14 protein-coding genes are annotated in these 14,808 nt (G+C 70.7%); 7 read left to right on the top strand and 7 right to left on the bottom strand.

What is annotated here, in order from left to right; genetic code table 11:
- Nucleotides 1-33 precede the first annotated feature (33 nt).
- From AB0C20_RS21885 to AB0C20_RS21860, 6 genes are all read right to left on the bottom strand, one after another.
- Entirely contained in the window at nucleotides 34-1,614 is a 1,581-nt protein-coding gene (locus AB0C20_RS21885; RefSeq protein WP_357180269.1) for a DHA2 family efflux MFS transporter permease subunit, read from the bottom strand.
- A gap of 569 nt (nucleotides 1,615-2,183) precedes the next feature.
- Nucleotides 2,184-3,434 (bottom strand): DUF222 domain-containing protein, encoded by a 1,251-nt coding sequence (locus tag AB0C20_RS21880; RefSeq protein WP_357180266.1) that lies wholly within the window; start codon nucleotides 3,432-3,434, stop codon nucleotides 2,184-2,186.
- A 183-nt stretch (nucleotides 3,435-3,617) separates the two neighbouring features.
- A complete protein-coding gene (locus tag AB0C20_RS21875; RefSeq protein WP_357568622.1) occupies nucleotides 3,618-4,136 on the bottom strand; it encodes a DinB family protein in 519 nt (172 codons plus the stop codon).
- 72 nt (nucleotides 4,137-4,208) lie between these two features.
- Nucleotides 4,209-4,730 carry an SMI1/KNR4 family protein gene (locus tag AB0C20_RS21870; protein WP_357568621.1) on the bottom strand — a complete coding sequence of 174 codons (522 nt, stop codon included), beginning with the start codon at nucleotides 4,728-4,730 and terminating at the stop codon, nucleotides 4,209-4,211.
- 115 nt (nucleotides 4,731-4,845) lie between these two features.
- Nucleotides 4,846-5,649, bottom strand: a complete 804-nt coding sequence (locus AB0C20_RS21865) for an IclR family transcriptional regulator C-terminal domain-containing protein (protein ID WP_357180256.1) — start codon at nucleotides 5,647-5,649, stop codon at nucleotides 4,846-4,848.
- A gap of 4 nt (nucleotides 5,650-5,653) precedes the next feature.
- The gene (locus AB0C20_RS21860; protein WP_357568620.1) at nucleotides 5,654-7,090 is read right to left on the bottom strand and encodes an amidohydrolase family protein; all 1,437 of its coding nucleotides are present in this window, start codon (nucleotides 7,088-7,090) and stop codon (nucleotides 5,654-5,656) included.
- Between the two features lie 196 nt (nucleotides 7,091-7,286).
- Between AB0C20_RS21860 and AB0C20_RS21855 the strand changes: the two genes are divergently transcribed.
- The 7 genes from AB0C20_RS21855 to AB0C20_RS21825 all read left to right on the top strand — a co-directional run bounded on the left by AB0C20_RS21855 (nucleotide 7,287) and on the right by AB0C20_RS21825 (nucleotide 13,969).
- Complete coding sequence (locus AB0C20_RS21855; protein ID WP_357180251.1) at nucleotides 7,287-8,423, top strand: CoA transferase; 1,137 nt, start codon at nucleotides 7,287-7,289, stop codon at nucleotides 8,421-8,423.
- Nucleotides 8,408-9,178 carry a citryl-CoA lyase gene (locus tag AB0C20_RS21850; protein ID WP_357180248.1) on the top strand — a complete coding sequence of 257 codons (771 nt, stop codon included), beginning with the start codon at nucleotides 8,408-8,410 and terminating at the stop codon, nucleotides 9,176-9,178. Before AB0C20_RS21855 ends, AB0C20_RS21850 begins: the two co-directional genes overlap by 16 nt.
- Nucleotides 9,179-9,208: 30 nt before the next feature.
- A complete protein-coding gene (locus AB0C20_RS21845; RefSeq protein ID WP_238682502.1) occupies nucleotides 9,209-10,072 on the top strand; it encodes an extradiol ring-cleavage dioxygenase in 864 nt (287 codons plus the stop codon).
- Complete coding sequence (locus tag AB0C20_RS21840; RefSeq protein WP_357180244.1) at nucleotides 10,069-10,431, top strand: hypothetical protein; 363 nt, start codon at nucleotides 10,069-10,071, stop codon at nucleotides 10,429-10,431. Before AB0C20_RS21845 ends, AB0C20_RS21840 begins: the two co-directional genes overlap by 4 nt.
- Nucleotides 10,428-11,393 carry a zinc-binding alcohol dehydrogenase family protein gene (locus tag AB0C20_RS21835; protein WP_357568619.1) on the top strand — a complete coding sequence of 322 codons (966 nt, stop codon included), beginning with the start codon at nucleotides 10,428-10,430 and terminating at the stop codon, nucleotides 11,391-11,393. Before AB0C20_RS21840 ends, AB0C20_RS21835 begins: the two co-directional genes overlap by 4 nt.
- A gap of 84 nt (nucleotides 11,394-11,477) precedes the next feature.
- Nucleotides 11,478-12,902 carry an aldehyde dehydrogenase family protein gene (locus AB0C20_RS21830; RefSeq protein ID WP_357568618.1) on the top strand — a complete coding sequence of 475 codons (1,425 nt, stop codon included), beginning with the start codon at nucleotides 11,478-11,480 and terminating at the stop codon, nucleotides 12,900-12,902.
- A 233-nt stretch (nucleotides 12,903-13,135) separates the two neighbouring features.
- Nucleotides 13,136-13,969: a helix-turn-helix transcriptional regulator gene (locus AB0C20_RS21825; protein ID WP_238682511.1), complete on the top strand. Its 834-nt coding sequence runs from the start codon at nucleotides 13,136-13,138 to the stop codon at nucleotides 13,967-13,969.
- A 6-nt stretch (nucleotides 13,970-13,975) separates the two neighbouring features.
- On the opposite strand, the gene AB0C20_RS21820 is transcribed toward AB0C20_RS21825, so the two are convergent.
- A complete protein-coding gene (locus tag AB0C20_RS21820; protein WP_357568617.1) occupies nucleotides 13,976-14,779 on the bottom strand; it encodes an AraC family transcriptional regulator in 804 nt (267 codons plus the stop codon).
- Nucleotides 14,780-14,808 lie beyond the last annotated feature (29 nt).

The raw sequence follows: 14,808 nt of genomic DNA, 5'->3' as shown, positions 1-14,808 counted from the left end.
CGGCACCTCAGATGCCGGGCGCGGCGGGGTCGGTCAGTGGATGACGACGGGCGTCCTGACCTGCTCGCCCTGCGGGTCGTCGAGCTGCGCCGGCTGACGTCGGCGCGGCAGGAACAACGCCGGGATGATCGTGAGCACGACCAACGCGAACGCGACCCAGAACGTGCTGGCGAACGACTTGGCGGCGAAGTCCAGACCACGCTCGATGAGCGACGGGTCCACCGGCATCTGCTGAAGCAACTCCGGCCGCTGCTGGGAGGCGATGGCCAACCCGGCCTCGGTGACCGGCTTGCCGCTCTCGTCCACCAGGCCGGGGATCGGCCGGGACCCGTTCAGCTCGTTGGTGAGGATCACCGACATCACGGCGGCGCCGACCGAGCCGCCGATCTGCTGGAGGATGTTGACCAGCGTCGAGCCGCGGGCCACCTCCTGCGCCTGCAACGTCCGCAGCGCGGACGTCATGATCGGCATCATCGTGCCGCCCATGCCCAGACCCATCACGAACAGCGAACCGCCGAGCAGCCAGTACGAGGTCTGCGGGTCGACCTGGGTGAAACCGAAGAACCCGACGACGATGAGCCCCAGCGCGAACGGGACGGTACGCCCGATCGGGACCCGGTCGGCCAGCGTGCCGGCGATCGGCATGGTGATCATCGCGCCGATGCCCTGCGGCGCCATCAGCAGGCCTGCGGCCAGCGTCGACTCACCACGCACCTGCAGGAAGTAGCTCGGGAACAGCAGGCCGGCGCCCATGAACGCGATGATGAACACGAACATCGTCACCGACGCGATGGTCAGACTGCGGTTGCTGAACAGCCGCAGGTCGAGCAGCGGGTGCCGGGGCTTGAACGAGTAGAGCACGAACGCCACCACCAGCGCGCCGCCGACCAGCATCGGGGCCCAGACCTTGGCCTCGGCGAAGGTGCCCGCCTCCGGCAGGGACGAGACGCCGTAGAGGAAGAGGGCGAGACCCGGCGAGAGCATGAGCATGCCGACGAAGTCGAACGACTCGGACGGCTCGGGCGCGTCCTTCGGCAGCGCGAACTGCGCGTAGATCAGTGCGATCACGCCGATCGGCAGATTGATCAGGAAGATCCAGTGCCAGCTCGCGGTGTCGATCAGCCAGCCGCCGAGGATCGGGCCGCCGATCGGCCCCAGCAGCATCGGGATGCCGAGGACCGCCATCAACCGGCCGATCCGGTGCGGCCCGGCCGCCCGGGTCATGATGGTCATGCCCAGCGGCATGAGCATGCCGCCACCGAGGCCCTGCAGGACCCGGAAGCCGATCAGCTCGCCGATCGTGTCGGCCATGGCGCAGAGCCCCGAGCCGATAGTGAACAGGGCCAGCGCCACCATGTAGAGGCGTTTGGTGCCGAACCGGTCCGCCGCCCACCCGCTGAGCGGAATCACTGTGGCGAGCGCGAGGGTGTAGGCGGTCATGGTCCAGGCCACGCGGGCGTAGGACGCGTCGAACTCGCTCTGGAATTTGGGCAGCGCCACGCTGACCACCGTCACGTCGAGGATCGACATGATCGCGCCGAGGACGACGACGCCCGCCACCTTGAGCACCGCGGCGTCGAGTTTGTCCGATGTCGCGAGGGATTGCTGTGTCACTAACTCTCCTGAAGTCGATTGAGCCGGCCGACGGTGGGCGGTGGCGGCGATGCCGCGCCAACCGGGCGCGGGGCGCGAGGTGCCAGGACGACGACGCGCGGAGGAAGACTAACCGCCAGCTGTGACGATTCGCCGCCGGTTTTCGTGACGGCCCGGCCGCGTATCCGAACGGCCGTGCGACTGTGGCCGGACGTCGGGGTGGCAATCAGTCGGCAGAGTCGCGAGCTAGGTGTTTCGCCCAGTGCGGCCCGGGGGGTCGGCTGTGCGGCTGTGCGGCTGTGCGGCTGCCAAGCGATCACCGTCGTGAGGGTTGGCACGTCCACCCACGGCACAGCGGCGAGGTCGAACCGAGAATCGCGCTGGCCCCCGGCACGAACGAGGGAGTCGGGTACGAGATCGCGGCGGAGCTGCGTGCCGGGCCCTGGTTGCGCGTCTCCCTCCGCCTCGGTGGACGCGCGGGCGTGGGGCCGTGCCGGGTGGGCACTCCATCGGCCCACTGGCCGTGGGGCGTGCGGGGCTGGCCACTCGAACGGCCTGCTGACCGGGGTGATCGTGCGTGCTGGTGATGCTCACGTCCGTCGGTGGTAGTGGTTGCGGCGGGGGACCTGTTCGGGGTCGAGCCAGGCCGGTGGCACGAACTCGGGGTGGCCGTCGCCTGCCAGCCGCACCGCCCAGTCGCTGTGGTGCAGGTGCCGGTGGTGGTGGCCGCAGAGCAGGACGGCGTTGGCGAGGCTGGTGTCGCCGCCGTCGGCCCAGTGGTGGATGTGGTGGGCGTCGCACCAGCGCGGTGGTCGGTCGCAGCCCGGGAAGGCGCAGCCCCCGTCCCGCAGCACCAGGGCTCGCCGGAGGGAGCCGGTGATGAGACGACGTTGTCGGCCAAGATCGAGTGGTTGGCCGGCTCCGTTGAGGACTGCGGGGAGGATGGCGGCGTCGCAGGCGAGGCCGCGCACGGCCTCGGGGGTGAGGCGCAGGCCGGTGTCGAGGGCACCGCTGCCGAGTTGCCGGGTCAACCCGTCGTAGCTGGTGGTGACGACGATCTGGGCGGGATCACCACCGTGCTCGGGCAACTCGCCGGTGCGCAGGGCGAGGCGGCACACGTCGCTGAGAGCGTCGTGCCGGCGTTGCCCGGGAGAGCGCTGGTCGTCAGGGCCCGAGGGTGCGCTGAGCGGGTCGATGGCGGCACGGAGCAGCCCAGCGGTCTCGGTGTCGAGGATGCCGGTGAGTCGCAGCCGGCCATCGCTGAGGGTGGAGAGGGTGAGGTGGCGGTCGCGGGCGGCACGGCGAGCCTCGGCGTCCAGGGCTGCTTGGGCGGCGGCGTCGGCGATGTCGGGTGCGACGTGGTCGAGGATGCGGGTGCTGAGTTTGCGTAAGAGGGTGGGATCGAACTGCCCGGCCCACTCGACGAGCACTCCGACTGCCTTGTCGGCAGCCTCGGGGCCAGCGGCGGTCTGCACGCTGTCGACCGTGTCGGCGATGAGCCGGGCCTGATCGACGGCGATGTGGCCATCGGCCAGTGCGTGGCGTACCCCAGGGTTGCCGGTGTCCAGAACCTCCGCGAGGTCGACGAGGCGGCGGGCGGCGGGGATGGTGAGGCGTAACCGTTCGCGGAGCCAGACCGCAGTGGAGGAGGCGCCCTGCGCGGTGGGGACGCCTCGGCCGTCGAGCTCACGGATCAGAGCCAGTTTCACCGCCGCGAGCCGCTGCTCGATGCGGTGAGCGGTGTCGAGTGCGGCGATCAACTCGTCCTCGGATCGTGCCCACGTGGGCGTATCGGCGCAGGCCGCGATGGCGTCCTCTGCCTGCGTCAACTCTTCAACCACGACCCGAACCTAGTACATCTGTACGACACTTTCAGTCATCATGATCGACCCGCGGCAGGCCGGCCCAGGCGGCAGGCCGGCTATTTGGCTGCCATGACCGGCAGAGAACAAACCGTTGAAACAGGGCCTAGCTGCTGCGCTTGCTGGCGTCGAGGGCAGCCTGCTCCACTCGCTGGCGGTGGTTCAGCCACCATGACTGGTCCACGGGGGCAGGTTGTCGTTGGTGGGCAGCAGCCCGGCCGTGCCGTCGATGAGTTCGCGCACGATGTCGGCGTGCCCGGCGTGCCGTTGGGTTTCCGCGATGACGTGGACCAGGACGTGGTGCAACGTGACCGCCGCATCGCCCCACCACGGCACGTGGCCCACCTCATGCAGGGCAAGGGCTTCGATTGTGGTGTCGGCGTGGGCGATCGCGCGACGGTACGTTGCCACGATCTCCTCGCGGGTCTCGTCCGCGCTCGCCCACATGTCGGCGTTGGTCTCCGCCCCGTCGCCGACATACGGCAGCTCCTGCTCGAACGGCCGGCCGAACACGACGCCGAAGTAGAGGATCTCCATGGCCGCCGAGTGCTTCACCAGACCGAGCAAGTTGGTCGCGGTCGGGGTCAACGGACGCCGAATATCGTATTCGCCGAGCCCGTCGAGCTTCCACAGCAGCGACTCGCGGCCGCCCTTCAGGTAGCTGTGCAGGTCCGCCTTCATCGCGGCACTATGGCATCCGCTCGGGTGTCGGCGTTGCCCCGGCTTGCATCATCGGCAGGTCGAACTCCACTGCTACCTCACCGGTGCGTGCGTGTGGAGCAGTGCCTCAAAGGCGGGCACGTGGGCCTGCGCCGCGGTGATCACCTCTGCGGTCGACCGTCGGGCGGAGGCGGTGTGCCGCTGTGCGATTGCCGTGAGCGCTGCGATGGGCTCGGGCACGCGCTCGATGCCGTCGACGGTCTCGAGCGGGCCGACGCCGTTCGCCAGCAACCACAGATAGTCGCCAAGGTCGCGCGCGATGACGGTGTACTCGCCTTCAGAGCCCAGGAAGACGACCGGTTGGCGGTCGAGAGGATCGGCTGGGTTACGGAGCCAGAAGGCGGCCAGACCGCCGGCGCCGTCCTGGCCGAAGGCGCGGAATGGAGGAGCGCCGGCCATCGGGGCTTTCGTCCAGCTCTGCCACCACTCCATCATCTCGCCCGACCACATGAACAGGTCGTACGGCTCGAAGTCATGCCCACTGTGCTCGTGGAAGAAGCCCGCCGAATGTGCCTCGACGAGCACCGCGGGCAGCGTCAGGTCCTCGTCCGTCATCGACGCAGTCTAGGGAGTGCCGATCATGGAAGCCACATGATCGCGGCGATCAGGACCATGCTGGATCGGTGGAGGGACACGCGTTTGGCGTAGGGGGTGCGGCCAGGTCACGCCCCTAGACAGTGACCACCGGCACGGCGGCGGTGAGCGCCCAGTCGTGCCCGATGTCGGCGGCCGCGCGCAGCAACCTCGGGAGATGCTCCTCGCGCAGGGTCTCCAGCGAGGTCTCGGCGGCGTGCACCGTCACGTTGATGGCGGCGACGACTCGCCCGTCGCCGTCGCGTACGCCGGTGGCGACGGACCTGATCCCCGGTGCCAGGTCCTGGTCGGCGAGCGCCCAGCCCTTCGCCCGGACCTCGCGCAGCACGGCGTCGAGGTCGCCCGGCGCGGGCTGCCAGCGCGGCGTGATGCCGGAGCGGCTGGGCTCGGCGAGGACGGTCGCCAGCGTGTCCGGTGGGAGGGCCGCGAGCAGCACCTTGCCCATCGACGTCGCGGCTGCCGGAAAGCGGGTGCCGATGGTGACACCAAGCGTGACGATCTTGGGGACGGCCACCCGGGCGACGTAGACGATGTCGCTGCCGTCGAGCTGGGCCATCGAGGTCGACTCGTTGGTCTGCGCGACGAGCTTCTCCATGTGCGGCCGGGCGACGTCCCACATGTTCAGCGCGTTGACGTACGCCATTCCCAGCTCCAGGACGCGCGGGGTGAGGGTGTGGCCGCGGCCGACCGCGCGGACGTAGCCCAGCGATTCGAGCGTGATGAGGATGCGCCGGACGGTGGGGCGGGCCAGGCCGGTGGCGGTGGCGAGCTCGCTGAGCGTCATCGAGGGGCAGGCGGGACGGAAGGAGCGCAGGACGTCGAGGCCACGGGCGAGAGCCTCGATGAAGTCGGGCCCGGCGCCCCTTCCGTTGTCACTCATGTCCTTAATGCTTCCATTGCGCCGACCCGGCGTCCCACTCGGTGTACTGGTACGGGTTCTCCAGGATCGCGGTCTCGGGGACGTCCGGGTTCATTCCCCGCTGCCACGCCTCCTCCCCCATCGTCTCGCGCAGGTGGTCGATGGTCGCGGCCACACTGGCCCGCGCCGCGGCGAGGTCGACGCCGACGAGGCGACCGTCCCGCTTCACGACCCGGCCATCCACCAGCACCGTGTGCACGTCGGCACGCTGGGCCTGGAAGACGACGTGACCGTGCGGGTTCAGGATCGGGAACATCGCCGGCGAGGCGTCGTTCTTGATCAGGACGACGTCGGCCTGACGGCCGGGGGTGAGGGCGCCGATCGTGGCGTCCATGCCGAGCGCACGGGCGCCGCCTCGGGTGGCCCACTCGACTACCTGCTCCGCGCGCAGGTGACAGTGGGTGATGGTCTCCTGCTTGGCGTGCGCCTCCAGGTGCTCCCGGGAGCGGTCCGCGCCGAGCGTGCTCCGCATCGCGGAGAAGAGGTCGCCGCTCCACCACACGCTGGTGTCCATCGACAGTGACACCGGGATGTCGTGGTGGCGCAACTGCCAGGTGGGTGGGTAACCCTGGCCGGCGCTCTGCTCACTCTCGGTCGAGACGGAGACCGAGCCGCCGGTCGCGGCGATCCGGTTGTACGAGTCCTGGGTGAGCGTCGCCGCGTGCACGTACACGGTCGACGGGTTCATGAAGCCGTTCTCGTGCATCAGCCGGATGCCGTCGTCGTTGGTGGCGCCCCACACGCCCGCGTGGGTGGTCACCGCGACGCCCAACTCCCGGGCCACCTCGAACGCGGCCCGTTCCGGGAAGGCGGGGTCACCGGTGACGTCGAACGCCAACTGGAAGCCGGCCAGGTTGCCGCCGTCGATACGGCGGCGGTGGAAGTCGCGGAACTCCGGCGAGGTGGCCCACTCCCACGGCCCCTGCTGGATGTTGCCGTAGGCGAGCACGAACCGCCCGTCGACCGCTTCCAGGGCGTCCACGGCGGCGTCGGCGTGCTCGGGCGTCTGCAACCCGTGCGACCAGTCGACTGTGGTGGTGACGCCGGCGTCGATCGCCTCGATCGCGCCGAGCAGATTGCCGGCATAGACGTCCTCGGGCCGGAACAGCTTGCCCGACTCCAGGTAGTACCAGACGAAGTACTGGGTCAGGGTCCAGTCGGCGCCGTACCCGCGCATCGCGGTCTGCCACAGGTGCCGGTGGGTGTCGACCATGCCGGGCATGAGGATGCCGCCGGTGGCGTCGATCTCCAGGGCGTCGTCGGGTGCGGTGAGACCGACGCCGACCTGCGCGATCCGGCCGCCGACGACCAGCACGTCGGCGCCGGGCAGCACAGTGCGCGCGTCGTCCATGGTGAGAACCAGGCCGTTACGGAAGACCACCGGCCGGTCGGTTGCGCTCATTCGCCACCCTCCTTTCGAAGTACGAGGGGAAACCGGACCGTTGTCCGCTGTGCGGCCAGTCCGAGTGGCGCAAGTGTGGTCCCGGTCACGAAGCGTGTCAAGAGCGCGATCCTCTTCGGCGAAAGCACCGTTGACACGCACTCTGCGGTATCGCAAGCTGTCTCAGCGGACAGGTGTCCGTAGAACGGGCGGAAACATGGTGCAGCATTCGACAGGCCCACTGGCCGGCCTGCTCGTCGCGGACTTCTCCCGGATCCTCGCCGGGCCGTACGCGACGATGCTCCTGGCCGACCTGGGCGCCCAGGTGATCAAAGTGGAGAGCCCCGGTGGCGACGACACCCGCACCTGGATGCCGCCCACCCGCGACGGGATCTCGACGTACTACCTCGGCATCAACCGCAACAAGCGGTCGGTCGCCCTGGATCTCAGGAAACCCGACGACCTGGCCGCCGCACAGGAGTTGGCCCGCCGCGCCGACGTGCTGATCGAGAACTTCCGGCCAGGTGGCCTCGCCCGGTTCGGCCTCGACTACGACACCGTCACCGCGAACAACGACAAGATCGTGTACGCGAGCATCAGCGGCTTCGGCACCGGCGCCGGTAAGGACTTCCCCGGCTACGACCTCATGGTGCAGGCCATCTCGGGCCTGATGAGCCTCACCGGCGACCCGGACGGCTCGCCGTACCGGGCCGGCATCTCCGTCTTCGACGTGATGGCCGGGCTGCACGCCAGCATCGGCATCCTCGCCGCGCTGCACCACCGTGGCGAGACCGGACGAGGCCAGCACGTCGAGGTCAACCTGCTCAGCTCGGCGCTGTCCGGGTTGGTCAACCACTCCAGCGGCTACGTCGCGGGGGGCACCGTCCCGTTCCGAATGGGCAACGCGCACCCCAGCCTCTTCCCGTACGAGCCACTGCCCACCGCCGACGGCGACCTGATCGTCATCGCCGGCAACGACGGGCAGTTCCGCAAGCTCTGCCAGGTGCTCGACCTGCCCGGCCTGCCGGACGACAGCCGTTTCGGGCGCAACCAGGACCGCACGGCCAACCGCGAACAGTTGCGACCCCTGCTCGTCGAACGCCTCGCCAAGCGGACCACTGACGAGTGGTTCCGGGACCTGCTCGCCGCCGGCGTCCCTTGCGCGCCGATAAACACCATCGACGGTGGTGTGGCGCTCGCCGAGGAGCTGGGGCTCGACCCGGTCGTCACCGTCGGAGACGTGCCCGGTGTCCGCAACCCCATCACCTTCTCCGACACCCCGGCCCGGTACGAGCTGCCGCCGCCCGGGCTCGACGAACACGGCGAGGAGATCCGCGCGTGGCTGAAGAACTGAGCTTCCCCACCGGGATCGGCACCTCCGACCCGACCACCATCTCCCTGCTCGGGCAGGACCTGGCCGCCGACCTGATGGGCACTGTGGGCTTCGGCGAGCTGGCATACTGGCTGGTCGCCGGCCGCCGCCCCACCCGAGGTGAGGTACGGGTCTTCGAGGCGGTGCTGGTGGCCCTCGCCGACCACGGCTTCACCCCGACGGCGATCGCCGCCCGACTGACGTACCTGTCCGCGCCCGAGTCGTTGCAGGGCGCCCTCGCCGCCGGCCTGCTCGGCGGCGGCTCCCGCTTCCTCGGTGTCACCGAGGACTGTGGACGCTTCCTCGCCGACACGCTCGCCCAGGCCGGCGAAGTGACCGACTACGACGCGGTGGCGCTCGACGCGGTCACCCGGGCCAAGCAGGAGCGTCGACTGGTCCCCGGGCTCGGACACCCCGTGCACAAGGAGCAGGACCCGCGCACCCCCGTGCTGATCAGGATCGCCACCGAGGAGGGTCTGCACGGCCCGCACCTGCGGCTGTTCGAGGCGATCGGACGCGTACACCAGCAGGTGCTCGGCCGCACCCTGCCGCTCAACGGCGCCGGAGTCTGCGGGGCGGCCCTCGCCGACCTCGGGCTCCCGGTCGAGATGCTGCGCGGTTTCGCCCTGCTGGCCCGCGCGGCGGGGCTGCTCGGGCACATCGCCGAGGAGCGACGGCGACCGCTCGGCATGGACATCTACCGCACCGTCGACCGCAACGCCGTCTACGAACCCTGATCTGCTCCCCCACCCCCGAAAGGAGCGGGAATGGCCTCCATCGTCGCGGTCATCGCCTCCACCCACCACCCCTTCTACTACCGGGCCAGCACCGCCACCGGCGAGGATCGGCCACCGTTCGCCGACGAGTGGACCCGCAAGATCCTGGCGTTCCGGGAGACGTTGACCCGAGCCCGACCCGACGTGCTGGTGATGGTCGGCTCCGACCACTTCCACCAGCTCTGGCTGGACAACATGCCGCAGTTCCTGGTCGGCAAGGCGCCCCACTACGACGCCAACTGGTACAACGAGGAGCGCGAGTTCGGGCTGCCCCGGATGCTGCTCAAGGGCCAGGAGGACCTGTCCGGGCACATCCTGCGGGCCGGGCTCGACGCTGGTTTCGACCTCGCGTTCAGCAACGAGCTGCGCATCGACCACAGCATCACCTGCCCGATCATCACGCTGCGGCCCGAGGCCGACCTGCCGATCGTGCCGATCTACACGAACATCTTCGCGCCGCCGCTGCCGCAGCCGAAGCGCTTCGTCCAGCTCGGCCAGAGCATCCGCGACATCGTCGAGTCGTGGCCGTCGCACCTGCGGGTGGCAGTCATCGGCACCGGCCACCTCTCGTTGGAGCTGGGCGGTCCCCGGCAGTTCGGCCCGCACGGCCCGGACCCGGAGTTCGACCAGCGGGCCGTCGAGTGGATCGCCAACGGCGACCTGGACGAGTGCCTGCGCGAGGTCACCCTGGACAGCCTGCACTCACCGGGCAACGCCACCCACGGCTTCATGGACTTCATGCTGATGATGGGCGTGGCCGGTGCCGGCGTGAAGGCCGACTACGTCGACACCCTCGATCTGTTCCACACCATGGAGGCGTACTTCACCTGGTACCCGAACGGAGCGCCGGCATGAGCAGGTATCTGCTGAACAAGTTCCTCTTCATGATCGACCGGGACCCGGAGCTGGTCGAGCGCTACCGCAGCGAGCCGCGTGAGCTGGTCGCCTGGTGGGAGGCCGAGTGCGCCAACACTGTGCTGAACTGCCACACCGGCGAGGCGAGCACCTGGCTGCGCTTCGACGACGTGGAGCGCGAGGCGTTGGCCACCCACGACCACGTGAAGCTCTTCGAGCTGGGCGCGCACCCGTTCCTCACCCTGACCCTCTTCATCGCCCTCTTCGAGCGGGACAACACCGAGCCGCTGGAATACCAGAAGTCCTACGGCGCGCGGCTGGCCCACTTCTCCATGCCCTACCCGGACATCGCGACGTGATCCGCGCGGCAGTGCTCACCACCTGCGGCGCCGCACCGACGATCGCCGAGCGGCCGGTGCCCGTACCGGCCGACGGTGCGGTGGCGGTCACCGTCGACGCCGTGCCGATCACCCCGCTGGACGTGCTCTGCGCCAGCGGCACCAGCTACTTCGGACCGCCGAGCACCCCGTACGTGCCGGGTGTGCAGGGGGTCGGTCGGCTCGCCGACGGCACCGCGGTCTGGTTCGGCACGTCGGCCGGGATGCGCTCCGGTGTCGACGGCAGCATGGCGACCACCGTCACAGTGCCCACCGTCGACGTGGTGGCGCTGCCGGCCGGCGTACCACTGACCCTGCTCGCGGCCCTCGGCCTCTCCGCTGTCGCCGCGCACGCGGCGCTGACCCACGCCGGCGGCCTCGCGGCCGGCGAACAGGTCATCGTGCTCGGCGCCGGGGGTGTGGTCGGTCAGGCCGCCGTCCAGCTCGCCCTGCTCGGTGGCGCCCGCCGGGTCATCGCCGTGGCCCGGTCGGCCTCGGCGCGGGCCCGCGCCGAGGAACTCGGCGCCGCCGTCGCGGTCCCGCTGCTCCCCGACGACCATGTCGCGTCGATGGCCGACCGGCTGCGCCACGCCGCCGACGGGCCGGTCGACCTCGTCCTCGACCCGGTCTTCGGTGTCCCGGCCGCGGCGGCGTTGCGGGTGCTGCGCCCGGGTGGGCGATTGGTCAACCTGGGTAGCGCGGCCGGCGCGACAGCACCCATCGAGTCCGCCGTGCTGCGCAGCGGCGCGTTGCGGATGATCGGCTACACCAACAACGGGTTGTCGACCGCCGAGCGGGCCGCCGCGCTGACAGTGGTGGCCGGGCACGCGGCGGCCGGCCGGCTCACCGTCGACCACGAGATAGTGCCGTTCGCCGCTATCGCGGAGGCCTGGGCCCGACAGGACGCCGGCACCACCGCCGGCCGGATCGTCCTCGCGCTCTGAGGGGGCCGAGCCCCAGCCAGGGATCGCGGAACCGTGGATAAACCGCACCTGGTTGGGGTTCGGCGGCGGTGCGACGGTCGGTCCATGACACCTTCCACCTACACCGTCGCCGGCCACTGGATCGGTGGCGAGACCGTCACCGGCTCCGCCGGCACCCTTCTCGTCGTGAACCCGGCCACCGGCGAGGTCGTCGCCGAGACCCCGGCCGGCACCGCCGCCGACGTCGACAGCGCCGTCGCCGCCGCCCGAGCCGCCTTCCCGGCCTGGTCGGCGACCACCCCGCAGCACCGGGCGGACGTGCTGCGCCGCCTCGGCGCCGGCCTCGCCGCCCGCACGGAGGAGATCGCTCAGGCGATCACCGCCGAGATGGGCTCTCCGATCGGTATGTCCCGGACCGCCCAGGTCGCGTTCCCGGCCGCCGTGGTCGAGTCCGTCGCCGGCCTGGCCGACGACTTCGCCTGGACCGAGGAGGTCGGCAACTCGCTGATCGTCCGCGAGCCGATCGGTGTCGTCGGCGCGATCACGCCGTGGAACTTCCCGCTCCAGCAGATCGTCTCCAAGCTGGCGCCGGCCCTGCTCGCCGGCAACACGATGGTCTTCAAGCCGTCCGAGAACGCCCCGCTGACCGCGCGCGTCCTCGCCGAGGCCGCCGCCGAGGCCGGCGTACCGGCGGGTGTCTTCAACGTCGTCTACGGCACCGGCGCGACCGTCGGCGAGGCGATCTCCGCCCACCCGGACATCGACATGATCTCCTTCACCGGCTCCACCCGGGCCGGGCAGCGGATCTCCGCGGTCGCCGCGGCGACCGTCAAGCGGGTCGCGCTGGAGCTGGGCGGCAAGGGCGCGAACATCATCCTCGACGACGCCGACCTGCCCGCCGCTGTCGAGCGGGGTCTCATGATGGCGTTCAGCAACGGCGGTCAGGTCTGCGGCGCGTGGCCGCGGATGCTGGTACCCGCCTCCCGCCAGGACGAGGTCGTGGCGTTGGCCGTCGAGGCCGCGAAGCAGTACACCGTCGGCGACCCGGGCGACGAGGCCACCCGGATCGGCCCGATGGCGTCCGAGACCCACCGGCAGAAGGTCGTCGGCTACATCGAGCGAGGCATCGCCGACGGCGCCCGGCTCGTGTTCGGCGGCCCGCAGCGGCCCGAGGGGCTGACCGTCGGGGCCTACGTCCAGCCGACGATCTTCGCCGACGTCGACCCGGCCTCCGCGATCGCCCAGGAGGAGATCTTCGGGCCGGTGCTGACGATCATCCCCTACGCCGACGAGGAGGAGGCCGTGGCCATTGCCAACGGCACACTGTACGGCCTGACCAGCGGCGTCTTCGGTGAGCCGGAGCACGCGTTGGCGATCGCCCGGCGGCTGCGCGTGGGCCAGGTCGACGTGAACGCCGGCCACTGGAACCCGCTCGCCCCGTTCGGCGGCTACAAGCACTCCGGCAACGGCCGCGAGTTCGGCCGCTTCGGGCTGGAGGAGTTCCTGGAAACCAAGTCCATCCAGCGCTAACCGCACCAGCCCCCGCCCCCGCCCCGCCCCGCCCCGCCCCCCGCCCGCGCCGATCTTGCAGTTTCGGTTGCCGACATGGGGTGTTACAACCCTTATGTCTCGACACAAAGTGCAAGATCGCGAAATCAGGGGGCGGGGCGGGGCTGGAGCGCGGGGTGGAACACCGGGGCAGGGATGGTCTGTTGCAATCCATGTGCCGGTCCACCCGCCGGCACCTCGTGATCGGAGACACCGTGGACCGCGCCCAACTCGCCAGCTTCCTGCGCACCCGCCGCGAGGCGCTCCAGCCCGAGGACGTCGGGTTGCCCCGGGGCCCTCGTCGGCGCACCGGAGGGCTACGGCGCGAGGAAGTCGCCACGTTGAGCGGGATGTCCACCGACTACTACAGCCGGTTGGAGCAGCAGCGCGGACCGCACCCCTCGGAGCAGATGCTCGCCGCCCTGGCCCGGGGCCTGCGGCTCACCCTCGCCGAACGCGACCACCTGTTCCAGCTCGCCGGTCACGCCGTTCCGCGCCGCGCGGTGCGGGCCGACCACGTGAACCCGGGAATGATGCGCATCCTCGACCGGATGCACGACACCCCGGCCCAGGTGGTGAACCACCTGGGCGAGACCCTGGCGCAGACCGCCCCGGCCGTCGCCCTGCTCGGTGACGAGACCCGGTACACCGGGTTGGCGCGCAGCGCGCACCACCGCTGGTTCACCGACCCGACGGCACGGCAGCTGCACCCGGCGCAGGACCACCAGACGCAGAGTCGACTGCTCGTGGCGCACCTGCACGCGGCGTACACCCGCGACGGGCGCGGCTCGCGGGCCGCCGCGCTCGTCGACGACCTGCTGGCCAGGAGCCCGGAGTTCGCGCACCTGTGGCGGGAGCACCCGGTGCCCGCCGGCTACTGCCCACCGAAGCACTTCGTGCACCCGGAGGTCGGGGCGTTGGAGCTGCACTGCCAGACGCTGGTGGATCCCGACCAGTCACAGACACTGTTGGTCTTCACCGCCGTACCCGGGTCGCCGAGCGACGAGAAGCTGCGCCTGCTCGCCGTCATCGGCGGTCAGCTCGTCTGACGGCGATCAGCTCGGTCGGGGATAGCGGGCCGGACTGACGCCCAGGTAACGCCGGAAGTGGCGGGTCAGGTGCGCCTGGTCGAAGAACCCGGCCGCGACGGCGGTCTCGACGGGCCGCTGCCCGGCGAGGAGCAGGCGACGCGCCAGCTCGACCCGACGGCCGGTCAGGTACGAGTGCGGTGGCACACCGTGGACCCGGGTGAACGTCCGGACCAGGTGGGTCGGGTGGGCGTGCAGCAGCTCCGCCGCCTCCCCCAGCGTGACGCCCTCGACGGTCCGGGCGTCGAGCAGCTCCCGTAGTCGCACAGCGAGGCCGCGTCCAGGAGGCAGGACACCTGCCGGGGAGCGCTGGCGGAGCTGACGGCGGAGCCGGTCCAGGATGAACGCCAGCCGGCTCTCGGCCTCGAACTCGTCGCCGGGTGTGGCGAGCACCTGGTGCAGGTGGTGAATCCGGTCGCGCAGCTGCGGATCGGCCAGGTCCGGTTCGTCGACGGCCCGGCCGACCAGCTCGGCGTCGAGCGCCGAGGTGTCGAGGTACAGGACCCGCTTGCGGAAGCCGTCCGGTGTGGCGGAGCTGCCGTCGTGCGGCACGTACGGCGGCAGGAGGGTGACCGACGTGCGCAGCGCGCCGTGCCGGTGCCGGTCCAGGTCGAAGCGGACCGCGCCGTCGTCGACGATCAACAGCGTCCACACGTCGTGGATGTGCCGGGGGTAGGCGTGGTCGACGAAATGGGCGTGGAAGACCTCGGCGACCCCGGCTACCGCGGGTCGCCACGCGCTGACGTGCGAGCCCGCCGGGCGGGTGTCCACGCTAAGAACGTACAAGACCGACAGGCGTC

Source organism: Micromonospora sp. NPDC048843 (assembly GCF_040649965.1).
Classification (GTDB): domain Bacteria; phylum Actinomycetota; class Actinomycetes; order Mycobacteriales; family Micromonosporaceae; genus Micromonospora; species Micromonospora hortensis.
This window is presented reverse-complemented; position numbering and strand designations above follow the sequence as displayed.

What these genes read in the sequence shown, in the direction of transcription:
- AB0C20_RS21870 (WP_357568621.1), bottom strand. Translation starts at nt 4,730, where the DNA reads ATGACGGACGAGGACCTGACGCTGCCCGCGGTGCTCGTCGAGGCACAT.
- AB0C20_RS21840 (WP_357180244.1), top strand. Translation starts at nt 10,069, where the DNA reads ATGAGCAGGTATCTGCTGAACAAGTTCCTCTTCATGATCGACCGGGAC.
- AB0C20_RS21875 (WP_357568622.1), bottom strand. Translation starts at nt 4,136, where the DNA reads ATGAAGGCGGACCTGCACAGCTACCTGAAGGGCGGCCGCGAGTCGCTG.
- AB0C20_RS21860 (WP_357568620.1), bottom strand. Translation starts at nt 7,090, where the DNA reads ATGAGCGCAACCGACCGGCCGGTGGTCTTCCGTAACGGCCTGGTTCTC.
- AB0C20_RS21845 (WP_238682502.1), top strand. Translation starts at nt 9,209, where the DNA reads ATGGCCTCCATCGTCGCGGTCATCGCCTCCACCCACCACCCCTTCTAC.
- AB0C20_RS21830 (WP_357568618.1), top strand. Translation starts at nt 11,478, where the DNA reads ATGACACCTTCCACCTACACCGTCGCCGGCCACTGGATCGGTGGCGAG.
- AB0C20_RS21855 (WP_357180251.1), top strand. Translation starts at nt 7,287, where the DNA reads ATGGTGCAGCATTCGACAGGCCCACTGGCCGGCCTGCTCGTCGCGGAC.
- AB0C20_RS21865 (WP_357180256.1), bottom strand. Translation starts at nt 5,649, where the DNA reads ATGAGTGACAACGGAAGGGGCGCCGGGCCCGACTTCATCGAGGCTCTC.